We start from the raw sequence: 15573 nt of genomic DNA, 5'->3' as shown, positions 1-15573 counted from the left end.
AAGTTTTAACTTTAAGCAAACAAAACAAAGGATGAAGCTTACAATAGTTATCACGAAAGGTGAAGATTTTTTTGTATCCTCAATAAAAGAAATCCCAGCTGTGTTATCCCAGGGAACAACTGTAGAGGAAGCAAAAGCAAATGTGCTGGATGCGCTTGAACTTTACCTACAGGACATGCAGCAGGAGCCGGGATTTGAAAACACCGTATTGGAAGAAGACTTAAAGATTGTCGCCTAGTGTCGATAAAGCGAACAGAGTTTCTTCAACACCTGGCCAATCACGATTGTTATCTGCATCGTCATGGTGCAAAACATGATATATATCAAAATTTCCTGACCAAAAAGAAAACAACGATTCCCGCCATCCGAAATTGGAAAAGTTTCTTTGTGATGCCATATGTAAACAACTATCAATTCCTAAAATGTAACTTTCTCAAATTTGTATCTTCACGGGATGACATATTCTCCAAATGAATGACGAACTGCTTTTCCAACTTGCATTAACACTTGTTCCTAATATCGGACCTGTACAGGCCAAGATATTATTGCAACAATATGATGTGGAAGATATTTTCAAAGCAAAAAAATCTCAGTTAGAGAAATTGGAAGGTATTGGCTCCGTCAGAGCCGAATCCATCAAATCATTTGCTGATTTTTCGAAGGCGGAAGAAGAAATAACTTTCATTGAAAAATACAAGATCAACACACTTTTTATTGCTGACAAAGGTTACCCGGAAAGATTGCTGAATTGTTACGACTCTCCCACTCTTTTATTCTATAAGGGCGAAGCCGATCTAAATCAAAAGAAAATTATTTCCATCATCGGCACAAGAAATCATACCGATTATGGAAAGCAAATAACAGAAACATTCCTCGAAGAACTGGCCGAACAGGATGTGATGGTCATTAGCGGCCTTGCGTATGGTATTGATGCAATTGCGCATAAGGCTGCCTTAAAAAATAATCTCCGGACCGTCGGTGTGTTGGCACATGGTTTAGACCAGGTGTATCCATCGCAACATACCAGTCTTGCAAAGGAAATGATTAAAGCAGGTGGCGGCTTGCTGACTGAATTCAGAAGTAAAACCAAACCTGACAAGCATAATTTTCCTACCCGCAATCGTATTGTAGCCGGCCTTAGCGATGCAACAATCGTGGTCGAAACCGGGGCTAAAGGTGGAAGTATGATAACGGCTGAATTGGCGAATAATTATAACAAAGATGTTTTTGCATTTCCCGGCAAAGTAACCGATACAAAGAGTGCTGGCTGTAACTATCTTATCAAAAATAACAAAGCTGTCCTGCTTACCGATGCGCAGGAACTGATTGAATTGATGGGTTGGGATGAAGTATCATCCCGGTCCGCAAAGCCAAAAAAACAGAGGGAACTATTTATTGAGCTGAACGATGATGAAAAAGTAATCATTGGCATTTTGCGGGAAAAAGAACAAGTTCACATTGATGAAATAAACCTGAAAAGTGGCTTGAGCAGCAGTTCGGTCGCTGCCGCCATCCTCAACCTCGAATTGCAAAACGTGGTGTTGTCTTTACCAGGCAAAGTGTACCAGATTGCCTGAAAGTTTTCTCCGAGGCAACGTAATTAGCTGTTTTATTGTCAATACATAAGCCCGATTTTTACTATTTTACGCCTCTTAATTATGTCAGTGAAGCCAGTTCAAGTACTGCTTACAATTATTATCCTTTGTCTCTATGGATCTAATGCCTTAGGACAAGCTTGTACTACATTAGGGCAAACTCCCAAAACCGCTTTCCCGGTCTGTGGCACTACCACCTTTGAACAGAATAATGTGCCCATCTGCAGCACAGCCAGTTTATTTGTTCCCGGCTGCTCGGGGAGCGGTAATGCCAACTATGAGAATAAAAATCCATTTTGGTATAAGTTTACTTGTTATACATCCGGCACCTTGGGTTTTACAATAACTCCCAAAAACCTGGGAGATGATTACGATTGGCAGCTTTATGATATAACCGGTCTTGATCCCGACGAAGTTTTCACCAATCAAAACATAATTGTTTCGGGCAATTGGTCCGGTTCTTCCGGCACTACAGGGGCTTCCGCTTCAGGTGTTAATTTTATTCAGTGTGCATCCAATCCTGCTGTTGAAGACAAGCCAAGATTTGCCAAAATGCCAAACCTTATTGCGGGTCATGAATATATTTTATTGGTGAGCCATTTTACAGATTCACAAAGTGGTTATTCATTATCATTTGGTGGCGGTACAGCCGTTATAACAGATCCTAAAGAACCTCACTTACAAAAGGCAACAGCTTCTTGTGATGGTAGCAAGATCGTTGTTAAACTAAATAAAAAAATGCGCTGTAACAGCCTCACTGCTTCCGGCAGTGAATTTAGTATTGCACCTGCCGTGACCACGGTCATTTCTGCTGTAGCAACCAACTGTTCATCATCATTTGACTTTGATGAAATAACACTCACCCTGGCTGCGCCACTTACCACCGGCGACTATGAACTTATTATCAATGACGGTTCTGATGATAATACTGTTCTCGACAATTGTGAAAGAGGAATTCCTGTTGCCGAACCAACACCGTTTAGCTTTTTCGTCCCCCAACCGATCCCCATTGACAGCGTTGGTGCTGCGGGGTGCGCACCCAATTCTATAAAATTGCATTTCAGTAAAAAAATTGATTGCAGCACAATTGCACCTGATGGAACAAACTTTTTAATAACTGGCCCGACTACGGTCAATATTACTGGCGCTGCAGGCAGCAATTGCACAGACGGATTAAGTGATATTATCATCGTCACATTTGATCAACCCATTTACACACAAGGATCATATACAGTAATACCGAAACTAAGTGTTAATGGCGGTGCGGTAAGAGATGAATGCGGCAAGATCATTCAACCACTACCTGTTTCATTCACGACCGTTGATACTGTCTCTGCAGCATTCACCTATATCAATGAAATGGGATGCAGAAAGGATACCCTGACATTTTCACATGATGGCGCACATGGAGTAACAAAATGGAATTGGTTATTTAATGGCACCGAAACTGCCACCAGCCGTTCGCACAGTTTAATTTTTCCGGCTACCAGTACAAACACCGTCCAGCTAATTGTTACAAATAATATTTGCAGCGATACTTCTGCTATTACACTCACATTAGACAATGAAGTGACGGCTAACTTTCAAATGCCTGACATCATTTGTCCTGAAGATCCGTTGATCATGGAAAATACAAGCACAGGGCTTATTGATACCTGGAGATGGAATTTTGGTCTGTTAAGAACAAGTAATTTGCAAGCACCCGATCCATATTATTTTCCCAATACCAATATTGAAACTACTTATATAATTAAATTAGTTGCATCCAATACCGCGATAGGATGCAGTGACAGTATCAGTAAACCGATCAAAGTACTTAACAATTGCTTCATAGCCGTTCCTACTGCCTTCACACCGAATGGCGATGGTTTGAATGATTTTCTTTATCCCACCAATGCCATCAAAGCAGATAATCTGCAGTTCAAAGTCTTTAACCGGTGGGGGCAACTGGTATTTTCTTCACGAAACTGGCAGGAAAAATGGAACGGAAAGATCGGAGGTCTGCTACAGGCTACAGGCGTATATGTTTGGTTTTTGGAATATACTCATCGCGATACGGGGAAAAAAGTTTTTCAGAAAGGGACAACAACATTAATCAGGTGAGTAGCCTAATTCTACATGCTACCTGTTTCCAATTATTGATTGTAATTAATTTTCGAAAAGAAAAACGCTCCAATTGACTTTTGCTCACGGGATTTATAATCTCATTACTCACCGCTTACTACAAAAATTTGGCACGTAATCGGCCACTGCCCTATCTTTGCACATGGCAACAAGAATTTCCCCCGCTCAGAAGAGCAAATCCCCTAAATTTTTTGGTGAAGGTCTAACGTTCGATGATGTATTGTTGATGCCCGGCTATAGCCAGGTGCTACCCCGGGATGTAAACATTAAAACCCGCCTGACAAAAGATATCTCGTTAAATGTTCCCCTCTTATCCGCAGCAATGGATACAGTAACTGAAGCCTCCCTGGCTACTGCATTGGCCCGTGAAGGAGGCCTTGGAATTTTGCATAAAAACATGAGCATCGAGAAACAAGCAGGCCAGGTGAGAAAAGTAAAACGAAGCGAAAGTGGTTTGATACTGGACCCAATCACTTTACTGGAGAACGCAACGATCGGTGATGCACTGAAGCTGATGCGTGAAAATAAAATCGGTGGTATCCCTATTATTGATGCAACCGGTAAACTCACGGGTATTTTAACCAACCGGGATCTGCGTTTTGAAACAGATGCGAAGATGAAAGTGAGCGAGGTAATGACCTCAGAAAATTTGATCACTGCTCCCGACGGAACTGACCTGAAAAAAGCCGAAAAAATATTACGCCAATATAAAATTGAAAAGCTTCCTGTTGTCGACAAAACAGGAAAATTAATCGGTCTCATTACATACCGTGACATACTGCAACTCTATAGCTTTCCCAATGCATTAAAAGATCAGTTTGGAAGGTTGCTGGTTGGCGCAGGTGTAGGTATCACTAAAGATTTTTTAGATCGTGTTGCTGCCTTGCAGCAAGTAGGTGCTGACATCATAGCATTGGATAGCGCACACGGACACAGCAAAGGGGTAATCGATGCATTAAAACTGGTAAAAAAGAATTTCAAAAAAATAAATGTAATAGCTGGAAACGTAGGAACTGCTGCCGGAGCAAAAGCATTAGCTGATGCTGGTGCAGATGCAGTAAAAGTTGGTATTGGACCGGGTTCAATTTGTACCACGCGGATCGTTGCTGGTGCAGGTGTGCCGCAGTTGACGGCTATCATGGAAGCACATTCTGTACTCAAACAAAAAAATATTCCATTGATTGCGGATGGGGGAATTCGTTATACAGGTGATATGGTAAAGGCATTGGCAGCAGGCGCCGATTGTGTAATGATGGGAAGCATTTTTGCCGGTACAGAAGAAAGCCCGGGTGAAACAATTATATACGAAGGAAGAAAATTCAAAGAATATCGTGGCATGGGCTCATTGGGTGCTATGGCAACCGGTAGCAGTGATCGTTACTTCCAGGATCCTGAAGATGATGTGAAAAAATTCGTACCGGAAGGTATAGAAGGACGTGTTGCTTATAAGGGAACTTTAAAGGAAGTAGTATATCAGTATGTAGGGGGTCTTCGTGCAGGCATGGGTTATTGCGGTGCTAAAAACATGACCGATTTAAAGAATGCAACCTTTGTAAAGATCACCAACGCTGGTATGCGTGAAAGTCATGCACACGATATAGAGATAACTAAAGAAGCTCCCAACTACAGCAGGAAATAAGTTTAAAGTTTAAAAGTTCACAAGTTCATGCAAAGAATAGCGGTTGATATGGATGGTGTTTTATCAGACACTGTCGAACAATTTATAGCATGGGAAGAAAAAGAAAGCGGTATTAGAAAGACGGTAGAAGAAGTAATGGGTATTCCCGAACTCGCGGCTTTCCCCAATTCAAAAAAACACCTGCATACCAGGGATTTTTTCCGTACTGCTTTAGTAATTAAGGACAGCCAGGATGTACTGGCGAGGCTGAATGAGAAGTACGAAGTTTTTATAGTATCGGCTGCTACCGAATTTCCATTAAGCCTGACTGAAAAACAAGCCTGGTTAAATGAGCACTTCCCTTTTATCACCTGGCAACAAATGGTTTTTTGCGGATCAAAAGAAATTGTGAAAGCTGATATAATGATCGATGATCATTTTAAAAATCTTGATTTCTTTAAAGGTCATACCAGCATTCTATTTACACAGCCGCATAATGCACATGCAGACAATGGACGTCACAGGCGGGTATATAGCTGGCAGGAAATAGCGCAAATGTTATTATAACAGGCGTAAGCCTTTGATTTATTTGCACTCCAACTCACAAAAACTATTTTTACAGAAATAAACTTTTGTGAAACGTTTTTCCAGTTCCCTTACCGCTCTTTCAGGAAGTCTTCTATTATGGGCTGCGTGGCCCACTTCGCCGGTGACAATTCTAATTTTCGTTGCATGGGTACCACTATTGTGGCTTGAAGATAATAGTGGCAATTGGAAAAAAATTTTTGGTCTTACCTACCTGCAGATGCTCATCTGGAATATTGCTACGACCTGGTGGATATGGTATGCCAGTCCGCCCGGAGCTATGGGAGCATTTATCGCCAATAGTCTTATTATGTGTGTGCCCTGGTTGCTATTCTATTTCACCAAAAGACAATTTGGGCAGTGGATAGGATATGGTTCATTAATTATTTTCTGGCTGACATTTGAATATATTCATCACAACTGGGACTTAAGCTGGCCCTGGCTCACATTAGGTAATTCGTTTTCTACTCATCCCGAATGGGTGCAATGGTATCAATACACCGGCACTACAGGTGGTAGCCTATGGATATTGCTTACCAACATCATTGCTTACGCCATTCTTTCACAATACAGAACAGCAGGAAAAACAAAAACCTATTATATCACCCTAGCCATTTGGATTGCTTTAATAACTGCACCAATACTTTTTTCAAGAATTATTTTGAACAAAGAGAGAAAAATTGCCAGCGAAGAAATGGCATCTGCAAAAAAAAATGTAGTGATTGTCCAACCCAATATTGATCCCTATACTGAAAAATTTACCGGCTCTATCGAATCGCAGATACAGAAATTGGTAGTCCTGTCTGAAAAACAGATTGACAAAAACACTTCCCTGGTTGTTTGGCCCGAAACGGCGATCCCGGCACAAGTGTGGGAAGACCAGATAAAGACTAATTTTTTTTATTATCCCGTGTGGTCCTTTCTTCACCGGCATCCATTTGTAAGTTTACTAACGGGCATTGATAGTTATAAAAATTACGGCCCTGATAAAGAGAAAGCGCCAAAGACAGCAAGGCTTGAACCTACCAGCCAAACCTATTACGATGCCTTTAATACAGCCGCATTTTTTGAAGAAGATACCAGTATCCAATTATATCATAAAGCAAAACTGGTTCCAGGGGTAGAAACCCTGCCCTCCTTTCTTAATTTCATGGGCAAATGGTTTGAAGATTTTGGCGGCATCAGTGGTACGCTTGGCAGAGATTCAGAAAGAAAAGTTTTTGTGCCGTGGGATAATCATTTTAAGGCTGCACCGATCATATGTTATGAAAGTATCTACAGCGATTACATCACGGAATATGTACGGAAGGGCGCTAATATTTTAACGATCATTACCAACGATGGATGGTGGCGCAACACACCGGGCTACAAACAACATATGAGTTACGCCAGGCTGCGTGCCATTGAAACAAGAAAATGGATAGCGAGAAGTGCCAATACCGGCATCAGCTGCTTTATTGACCCGCTGGGTAATGTTATCAACCCTCAACCATGGGATACAGAAGCCTCCATAAAAATGACAATTCCTGTTGATAGCAGGCAAACATTTTTTGTAAGGCATGGAGATATTCTTTCCCGTGCGGCAACCGTAGTTGCAATTTTGTTATTGCTGTTGACGATAGCCGTACCCATTTTCAACAGGATTAGAAAATAAGTGGCCATTACTTCAAATCATCTTTTATGAATAAAGAAATAATCGTCCGTGATAAAAAAGTCTTTTATAGATTATTTGGTAAAGGACAGCCAGTGCTGTTGATCCATGGCTTCGGAGAACAGGGTGACGTATGGCAGTGCCAGGTTGATTTTTTAAAAGATGAATTTTTATTAATTGTTCCGGACTTGCCAGGCAGCGGCCGATCAGATATGGTTGAGGATATGAGTATGGAAGGACTGGCAGAAATTGTCAAACTGATTATCGACGCAGAAGCGTTAGGCCTGCCCCTGGTAATGATCGGACATAGCATGGGTGGATATATTACCTTGGCGTTTGCAAAGAAGTTTCCTGAATACCTGAAAGCGTTTGGACTGTTTCATTCAACGGCTTATGCGGATAGCGAAGAAAAAAAGGCCACCCGCAAAAAAGGAATTGAGTTCATTAATAAAAATGGGGCTTTTACTTTTCTCCAAAGCACCACGCCCAACCTGTTTTCGGCCTTTACCAAAGAGCAAAGGCCGGAATTAATCGACGAATTTATACGTGGTTTAAACAACTTTTCTGCCCCTGCACTCGTTTCTTACTACGAAGCCATGATGGACAGACAGGATACGACAGACTTATTGAAAACCACCTCATTGCCGGTGCTATTTGTCATCGGTGAGCACGACAATGCCATTCCCTTCCAGGATAGCCTGACGCTAACACACCTACCCGAAAAATCGTATATTCATATTTTGCATCAATCGGGGCATATGGGCATGCTGGAAGAAACCACAAAAAGCAATACTATACTTAAGGAGTTCTTACGTGATATGAACCGCCCCTGATCCAATCCATGAAACGTCTATTACTTATATTGACCACCCTTTTTATCTCCAAACTTTTATTGGCTGAACATATAACCGGTGGTGAGATATATTACTCCTTTGTAAGCGTCAATGGCAATATGTACACTTACAATGTTACCTTAAAGCTTTTTAGAAATTGTGGCGATGTTGGCGCCCCCCTGGACCCCGCTGCTGCGATCGGCATTTTTAACAAGACCAATAATGTAATGGTATGGAATCAATCCATCACCCGAACTAGCAGCACTGAACTTCGTCTGAGAACTCCCGGCCCCTGCATTACCAATGCACCAACAGTATGCTACGAAGTAGGCTATTATGAATTTACAGTAACACTTCCTGCATCCGAAAAAGGTTACACAATTGCTTACCAGCGCTGTTGCCGGATCAATGGTATTAGTAACCTTACTTCTTCTGGCAGTCAGGGGGCCACTTATACAGCCGACATACCGGGTACAAATGTTTTGGCTGACGCTCCCAAAAATAATAGCGCACAATTTATTGGAGAGGACACAGTCATCGTTTGTGGTGGTTATCCTTTCACGTATAGTTTTGCAGCGGTGGATGAAGATCCAAATGATGTGCTGCGTTACGAATTTTGCAATGCCTACCTTGGTGGCGGTCAAAGTGGATCAGGCGGAGGTCCCAATACACCAGCTCCCAATCCCCCGGTTGCGCCGCCATATTCTTCCGTAAATTATAGTTTCCCATTTTTTAGTACAGCCCCGTTAGGTCAGGGTGTAACAATTGATCCTAATACAGGTCTCATTTCAGGAAAGTCTCCTGTAGAGGGTATTTATGTAGTTACCGTATGTGTAAGTGAAATTAGAGACGGAAAAGTTATAGCTGTTCAAAGAAAAGATCTTCAAATAAAGGCCGGTGGTTGTGATATTGCCAAAGCACAATTGAATCCTGAATACATTTCCTGCGATGGCTTCACATTAACTTTTAATAATATTAGCAGTAGCCCTATGATCAACTCGTACTACTGGGAATTTGGAGATCCCGGAAGCGGAGTTGCCAATAACTCATCAACATTAAAAACCCCGACACATACCTATTCAACCGCCGGCGATTACACCATTAAGTTGGTCACGAATCGTAACCAGGAATGTTCTGATTCCACCACAGCCATAGTACGGGTATGGCCCGGCTTTTTTCCTGCATTTAATTCTGATGGAATCTGTCTTACTAACCCCGTTTTATTTACTGACCGAACCACCACTAATTACGGAGTTGTAGACAAGTGGAACTGGAATTTTGGTGACAATACAACCAATGCTGACACATCTACGATAAAAAATCCAAACTGGACTTTCGCGGATACTGGCACCAAGAATGTTCAATTGATAGTCGGCAATAGCAAAGGTTGTCTTGACACCCTGGTAAAACCATTACGCATCATTTCGAAACCGCCTATCACATTAGCTTTTCGGGATACGCTGATCTGTGTTCCCGATGCTGTTCAAATGCAGGCGTCGGGAACCGGTGTGTTCAGCTGGACCCCGGTTACGGCAATGACAAATTCAAACTCGGGCACCCCAACTGTGAATCCAACAACAACAACCACGTACACCGTACAATTAAATGAACAAGGATGCATAAATACCGATTCGGTAAGAATAAGAGTTGTAAGAGTTGTAACAACACGGGCTATGAATGATACAACAATCTGTTTGACAGATTCTGTAAAGCTAAATATTGTGAGCGATGGCCTCCAACACCAATGGACGCCTGCAGCTGGTTTGAATGACCCCACATTACAAAATCCAACTGCGCTTCCTGCTGGTACTACAACCTACTGGGTGCTGGCCCGTATTGGAAGTTGTACGGCAACCGAAAATATTGTTGTACGAACGGTACCTTACCCGGTTGCTAACGCCGGTAATGATACTACTATTTGTTACAACACCCCGGCTCTTTTACATGGTTCACACGATGGAAGTACGTTCACCTGGTCACCAAACAGCAATTTAGTAAATGCAAACACGTTAAACCCGACAGCTTATCCGTTTTCTACGACAGCTTATACACTTACTTCTTTTGACACGAAAGGATGTCCCAAACCAGGATTCGATACAGTATTGGTGACCGTCTTGCCTAAAATAATCCCTTTTGCAGGAAATGATACCATGGTAGTAGTTGGCCAGCCATTGCAGTTAAATGCAGAAGGAGGTGTTCGATACCTATGGTCACCGTCATCAGGACTTAACAGTAATTCTGTAAAAAATCCAGTTGCCACATATGAACAGGTTGATACAGTCCGGTACACCGTGCAGGTTTTTAACGAAGCAGGCTGTTCCGATTCCGCATTTGTAACCGTAAAAATTTTTAAAACAATCCCCTACGTTTTTGTTCCCACCGCCTTTACGCCTAACGGGGATGGATTAAATGACGTGATACGGCCTATTGCAGTAGGTGTGCACCAAATCAAATACTTCCGCATCTTCAATCGCTGGGGACAAATGATATTCAGCACTACGACCAATGAACAGGGATGGGATGGAAAAATTAGCGGCGTACTCCAGGGCAGCAATGTATTCGTATGGATGGTAAGTGCTATCGACTATCTCGGCAAACCCATATTTCTAAAAGGCACGGTTACACTTATCAGGTAAAAGGTTTAAAAAGTTTCAGAAGTTCAATTGGTTTAAGTGTTCACCGCTCATTCCCGCTGCCCCTTTAAACCCGTAAACTTTCTTAACTTGCTACATGCCAAAGATTGTTTTTATCACCGGAGCTACTTCTGGTTTTGGAAAAGCCTGCGCTGAAAAATTTGCTGCAAATGGTTATGACCTGATACTAAACGGCCGGCGTGAAGACCGTTTACAGGAGCTGTGCAATTCTCTCGAAAGAAAATATAATATCGCCGGGCTGCTGCTGCCTTTCGATGTCAGAAATGAAAAAGAAGTTTTCGATGCAATTGCAGGGCTTCCCGTAGAATGGAAAAAAATTGACGTTCTCATTAATAATGCCGGGCTGGCCCTTGGCCGTGATTATTTTGAAGAAGCTGATCTGGAAGATTGGAATACCATGGTAGATACTAATGTAAAAGGTTTTATGTATGTGGCAAAAGCGGTTTCGCAATTGATGGCATCACACAAAGAGGGACATATTATCAACATGGGTTCTGTTGCCGGTAAACAGGTGTACGAAAGAGGAAATGTATATTGCGCTACCAAATATGCGGTAGATGCACTAAACCAGGCGATGCGAATTGATTTGCTGCGGCATAACATAAAGGTAACTGCCATTCACCCGGGAGCTGCAGAAACAGAATTTGCGATGGTTCGTTTTAAAGGCGATCAATCAACCGCAAAAAGTGTTTACGATGGAATTGAACCGTTATCTGCCAATGATGTGGCCGATGTAATTTACTATTGCACTACGCTGCCGCCACATGTTTGTATAAACGATCTCGTGATCACCTGTACCCAACAGGCCGATGCTATTTATTTCTTCAGAAACAAACCTGTTTAAGGGAATTCCCTGATTTAAGAATTTATTAGGAACATTACTACTGATCTTTCCGTCGCTGCCTAAATACTGGTCTCAAATTTGCCGTGATTTTACGAGGAAAATGCCCTTATATGAGATCATTTCTACTCACAAATTAGTAAGTCACGGAAATTGCGTAGTATTTTTATTGCAATCCAATTTCCCTATGCATCCCACTATGATTAAGACATTTTCCTTAGCACTGATAACTACCATTTGCAGCCAGTTTTTATTTGCCCAGGATATAAAACTGCAATCTTGTGAAGATGGCCTGATAAGCAAACAGGTTGATAGTCTCAAAACGCTTTATGGAAAAGATGGATTTATTTTATTGAAAGAAGCATCCATCGCAATGGAAAGTGAATTTGAAATGCCCGTTATTGTTCCCCTTACGCAAGGTAGCTGGTACCAATTTGTTTTCATTGGCGACTACACGTCACGCTTATATGAAGTGAGAATGTTTGACTGGGACGAAAAGCAGGTAGTGTTTCAACAAAAAAGATGGGGCGATGTAGATGGCAATGTTATATCTTACTCGTATATTCCTAAGTTGTCTGAGTTTCATATGATGAAACCGGTACAGGTCAATAAGAAGAAAAAGAAAAATCTTTGCGGCTATGTTATGTTGTTTCGCAAAAATGTGCCAGCTAACGATAGTGCCAGCATAGGACAAAATCATTAATGGCCTATTCCAAAATATAGGATCCCGGCAACTTCAACTTCTTTCCTGTCGACAGCATTTCTGCCATCCACAAAAAATTTAGTTCCGGATTTTGACAACTGCACAAAATTAATTTCTCCGTACTCTTTGTGCATAGTGACCAGGAATACCACTTCTGTATTGTTGCTGTAAATATCAACAGCAGCATCTAATCCCTTTGCTTTAATTTCTTCCGGTGAAAATTCAGTATCGTGTACCCAAACTTCGAAACCATCTCTGATCAAAGTTTCATGAAGGAGGTAAGTAGTACTCAATGCATCCTCTTTTACATTTGGCCGAAACCCCAGACCGAGAATCAGGGCTTTCTTGTTCTTTACTTTTTCTTTTACCAGTGATACAGCGTAATCAGCCATGCCATTATTGATCAAACGCGACTGTTTAGCCAGTGTAAAATCCAAACCGGCCCGACTAAAATTATCGATCAAAAAATAGGGATACACCGGTGTACAATGACCTCCCACTCCAATACCGGGTTGTAATAAGTTAGCTTCGCCATCTGTATTGATCAATGGAAGCAGTTTTACAAAATCAATTCCGGCTGAATTGGCAAATCCCGCCAGTTGATTGGATAATGCAATATTGACATCGCGGTAGATCATGCCCGCCAGTTTAAGCATTTCTGCAGATTCAACTGTCTCAACCTTTTGAAGCAATGCCTTATCAAAAAAATGTAGATACGCATTATAGGCGCCGTCAGTCGCCTCCTGGTCAACGCCCGCAATAACCTTAGGAACTTTTGTCAATTGTTCCATCATAGTGCCGCTCTTGATTCTTTCCGGGCTATGTGCCAATAAAAAATCCCTGCCATGTTTTTTCCCTTTTGACTCTATAACGGGTAACACATTTTGTCGTGTGAATCCTACCGGAACGGATGTTTCAATAATTATTGGAACTTTTTGTTCGGCGTAAATAGCTATTCTGCCAATGGCTTCCAAAAAAGGACCATCCTGGATTTTTTGCCATTCATCAATAAGAAGCGGAATTGTAATGATGATACAATCACTGCCTTTTATGAATGAATAATCATGACTAATAATGAGATTTTCCCGTTTATAAGCCGCTACCAATATGTCTTTTAAACCCGGCTCCTTTGTCCCATAGGAGTTCTGTTGAAATGCTTCCAACAACTCCATGTTGACATCTATGGCAATAACCCGAATATGATGTTGCAGAATATTGGCTGCAATAGCCTGTCCTATTTTCCCAAATCCAATTACAGCAATTGTCTTCATTTTTCAGCAGCATGAATTTTAAAGTTGCCTTACAATTTTAGCAGGATTACCTATAACCAATGTGTTGGCGGGTACATCTTTTGTAACCACCGAGCCTGCTCCAATCATAGCATTCTCACCGATGGTGATGCCACAAAGAATGGTAGCATTGCTTCCAATAGATACTCCTTTTTTTACAAATGTCTCTATAACTTGCCAGTCAGCAGCTGTTTTTTGCTTTCCTTCTTCTGTAGTTGCCCTGGGATACCGGTCGTTCACAAACATCACTCCATGCCCAATAAAGACATTGTCCTCAATATGAACACCTTCACATAAAAAACTATGACTTGAAATTTTACAATTCTTTCCGATTGCTACCCCTTTTTGTATCTCGACAAAAGCTCCAACTTTCGTATTGTCATCGATAGTGCAACCATATGCATTTACAAAGTCAAATATTCGCACATTCTCACCTACTGTAATATCAACCAGGCTTTGCTTATCACTATTTATCGTAATTTTTTTCATCTGTACATTTTCTATTGTTTTTTGGTCAGATAGCCCCGATAGCTATCGGAATGCCCGTCCCGAATGCTTTCGGGATTATGACTCATATCATTCCTGGTTTATTTTAACTTCTTTTCCTTTTCCCTTTATGGACTGTTGCGACGCTTCTAAAATTTTTACTACTTCCAATCCCAGCATTGCATTTGAAACAGGTTCTTTTTTACTGACTATTGATTGAATGAAATCACGGGCAACACCTGCTAACGCTTCTTCTCCTGAAAGCTTTGGTATGTAAATATCCCCGGCACGATAATCAACGAGAATTCTTTTTTTATCCTCATCGGTTTTGTATTCGTAACCTGTGTCATAAACCCTTACTTTTTCCGAAGGCTCAATATCATTGTATAAAATCATTTTCTTGTCTCCACCAATCAATGTCTGGCGGACTTTAACAGGTGAAGTCCAGGAAGAATTGATATGAGCAATAAAGTTCGAATGATAGTTGATAGTCATGTAGGCAATATTCTCTACGCCATTATGTGTATGAGAAATGCCAGTAGCGTTTACACTTTCCGGTGTTTCATTGACCAGGTAAAGAAGTATTGAAATATCATGTGCCGCAAGATCCCATAATACATTTATATCAAACTGAAATAATCCGAGGTTGATGCGGGATGAATCAAAATAGCGGGATTGGCCTACCACGCCAGAATCGATCAGTTCCTTTATCTTTTTTACGGCACCTGTATAAAGAAAAGTATGATCCACCATTATACTAAGATCCTTCTTCGCTGCAATCTCAATCAATTCCTGCGCCTCCGCCACTGTTGCCGTCATTGGCTTTTCGATCAGTACATGCTTACCTTGCTGCAATGCTTTTTTGGCGAGGTCGAAATGAGTAGAAACAGGTGTAGCAATCACTATTGCATTGATAGAGGCGTCATTGATAATATCCCCCGGCCGGCTGATACAATGCACGGAAGGAAACATTTTGCTGGCAACTTCTAATCTTTCAGTACGGCTGTCAGCAATTGCCTTCACCATACAATCATCACTCAAAAAGAAATTCCTTACAATATTAGGTCCCCAATAACCGTAACCAATAACGCCAATATTTATGCTTGCCATTTTCAAATGCTTCGCAAAGTTAAAATTGGGGCTAAAATAAGCCGAAAGCTTTATTATCAGGCCTTATTCCAAAAATCACAGAAG

13 protein-coding genes are annotated in these 15573 nt (G+C 41.4%); 10 read left to right on the top strand and 3 right to left on the bottom strand.

The features are described 5' to 3' along the window. Positions 1 to 31 precede the first annotated feature (31 nt). The 10 genes from P2W73_RS02970 (at position 32) to P2W73_RS02925 (ending at position 12604) form a co-directional block, all read left to right on the top strand. Positions 32 to 238 carry a type II toxin-antitoxin system HicB family antitoxin gene (locus P2W73_RS02970; RefSeq protein WP_276500496.1) on the top strand — a complete coding sequence of 69 codons (207 nt, stop codon included), beginning with the start codon at positions 32 to 34 and terminating at the stop codon, positions 236 to 238. Positions 239 to 470: 232 nt separating this feature from the next. Further along, positions 471 to 1577, top strand: coding sequence for a DNA-processing protein DprA (dprA, locus tag P2W73_RS02965; RefSeq protein WP_276500495.1), 1107 nt, complete (start codon positions 471 to 473; stop codon positions 1575 to 1577). Positions 1578 to 1664: 87 nt separating this feature from the next. Then, entirely contained in the window at positions 1665 to 3698 is a 2034-nt protein-coding gene (locus P2W73_RS02960; RefSeq protein WP_276500494.1) for a T9SS type B sorting domain-containing protein, read from the top strand. 163 nt (positions 3699 to 3861) lie between these two features. Continuing rightward, positions 3862 to 5358: an IMP dehydrogenase gene (gene guaB / locus P2W73_RS02955; protein WP_276500493.1), complete on the top strand. Its 1497-nt coding sequence runs from the start codon at positions 3862 to 3864 to the stop codon at positions 5356 to 5358. A gap of 27 nt (positions 5359 to 5385) precedes the next feature. Next, positions 5386 to 5904 (top strand): 5' nucleotidase, NT5C type, encoded by a 519-nt coding sequence (locus P2W73_RS02950; RefSeq protein ID WP_276500492.1) that lies wholly within the window; start codon positions 5386 to 5388, stop codon positions 5902 to 5904. 67 nt (positions 5905 to 5971) lie between these two features. Continuing rightward, a complete protein-coding gene (gene lnt / locus P2W73_RS02945; RefSeq protein ID WP_276500491.1) occupies positions 5972 to 7576 on the top strand; it encodes an apolipoprotein N-acyltransferase in 1605 nt (534 codons plus the stop codon). Between the two features lie 26 nt (positions 7577 to 7602). Beyond that, positions 7603 to 8406, top strand: coding sequence for an alpha/beta fold hydrolase (locus tag P2W73_RS02940; protein WP_276500490.1), 804 nt, complete (start codon positions 7603 to 7605; stop codon positions 8404 to 8406). Positions 8407 to 8414: 8 nt separating this feature from the next. Next, positions 8415 to 11042 (top strand): PKD domain-containing protein, encoded by a 2628-nt coding sequence (locus tag P2W73_RS02935; protein WP_276500489.1) that lies wholly within the window; start codon positions 8415 to 8417, stop codon positions 11040 to 11042. A gap of 94 nt (positions 11043 to 11136) precedes the next feature. Then, positions 11137 to 11904 carry an SDR family NAD(P)-dependent oxidoreductase gene (locus P2W73_RS02930; RefSeq protein ID WP_276500488.1) on the top strand — a complete coding sequence of 256 codons (768 nt, stop codon included), beginning with the start codon at positions 11137 to 11139 and terminating at the stop codon, positions 11902 to 11904. A 196-nt stretch (positions 11905 to 12100) separates the two neighbouring features. Beyond that, entirely contained in the window at positions 12101 to 12604 is a 504-nt protein-coding gene (locus P2W73_RS02925) for a hypothetical protein (RefSeq protein ID WP_276500487.1), read from the top strand. On the opposite strand, the gene P2W73_RS02920 is transcribed toward P2W73_RS02925, so the two are convergent. From P2W73_RS02920 to P2W73_RS02910, 3 genes are all read right to left on the bottom strand, one after another. Beyond that, a complete protein-coding gene (locus tag P2W73_RS02920; RefSeq protein ID WP_276500486.1) occupies positions 12601 to 13875 on the bottom strand; it encodes a nucleotide sugar dehydrogenase in 1275 nt (424 codons plus the stop codon). The two genes, P2W73_RS02925 and P2W73_RS02920, sit on opposite strands and share 4 nt — an antisense overlap. 18 nt (positions 13876 to 13893) lie before the next feature. Continuing rightward, positions 13894 to 14382, bottom strand: a complete 489-nt coding sequence (locus tag P2W73_RS02915; protein WP_276500485.1) for an acyltransferase — start codon at positions 14380 to 14382, stop codon at positions 13894 to 13896. 87 nt (positions 14383 to 14469) lie between these two features. Further along, positions 14470 to 15489, bottom strand: coding sequence for a Gfo/Idh/MocA family protein (locus tag P2W73_RS02910; RefSeq protein ID WP_276500484.1), 1020 nt, complete (start codon positions 15487 to 15489; stop codon positions 14470 to 14472). Positions 15490 to 15573: the final 84 nt, after the last annotated feature.

The sequence above is a fragment of the Terrimonas pollutisoli genome (genome assembly GCF_029360765.1).
GTDB classification, from domain to species: domain Bacteria; phylum Bacteroidota; class Bacteroidia; order Chitinophagales; family Chitinophagaceae; genus Terrimonas_B; species Terrimonas_B pollutisoli.
Note: the sequence above shows the minus strand (reverse complement) of the source record. Positions and strands in the feature narration are given on the sequence as shown.

Excerpts from the sequence above, each read along its gene's own strand:
- P2W73_RS02940 (WP_276500490.1), top strand. The coding sequence starts at position 7,603 with ATGAATAAAGAAATAATCGTCCGTGATAAAAAAGTCTTTTATAGATTA.
- P2W73_RS02930 (WP_276500488.1), top strand. The coding sequence starts at position 11,137 with ATGCCAAAGATTGTTTTTATCACCGGAGCTACTTCTGGTTTTGGAAAA.
- P2W73_RS02950 (WP_276500492.1), top strand. The coding sequence starts at position 5,386 with ATGCAAAGAATAGCGGTTGATATGGATGGTGTTTTATCAGACACTGTC.
- guaB (WP_276500493.1), top strand. The coding sequence starts at position 3,862 with ATGGCAACAAGAATTTCCCCCGCTCAGAAGAGCAAATCCCCTAAATTT.
- dprA (WP_276500495.1), top strand. The coding sequence starts at position 471 with ATGAATGACGAACTGCTTTTCCAACTTGCATTAACACTTGTTCCTAAT.
- P2W73_RS02915 (WP_276500485.1), bottom strand. The coding sequence starts at position 14,382 with ATGAAAAAAATTACGATAAATAGTGATAAGCAAAGCCTGGTTGATATT.
- P2W73_RS02935 (WP_276500489.1), top strand. The coding sequence starts at position 8,415 with ATGAAACGTCTATTACTTATATTGACCACCCTTTTTATCTCCAAACTT.
- P2W73_RS02920 (WP_276500486.1), bottom strand. The coding sequence starts at position 13,875 with ATGAAGACAATTGCTGTAATTGGATTTGGGAAAATAGGACAGGCTATT.
- P2W73_RS02970 (WP_276500496.1), top strand. The coding sequence starts at position 32 with ATGAAGCTTACAATAGTTATCACGAAAGGTGAAGATTTTTTTGTATCC.
- P2W73_RS02910 (WP_276500484.1), bottom strand. The coding sequence starts at position 15,489 with ATGGCAAGCATAAATATTGGCGTTATTGGTTACGGTTATTGGGGACCT.
- P2W73_RS02925 (WP_276500487.1), top strand. The coding sequence starts at position 12,101 with ATGATTAAGACATTTTCCTTAGCACTGATAACTACCATTTGCAGCCAG.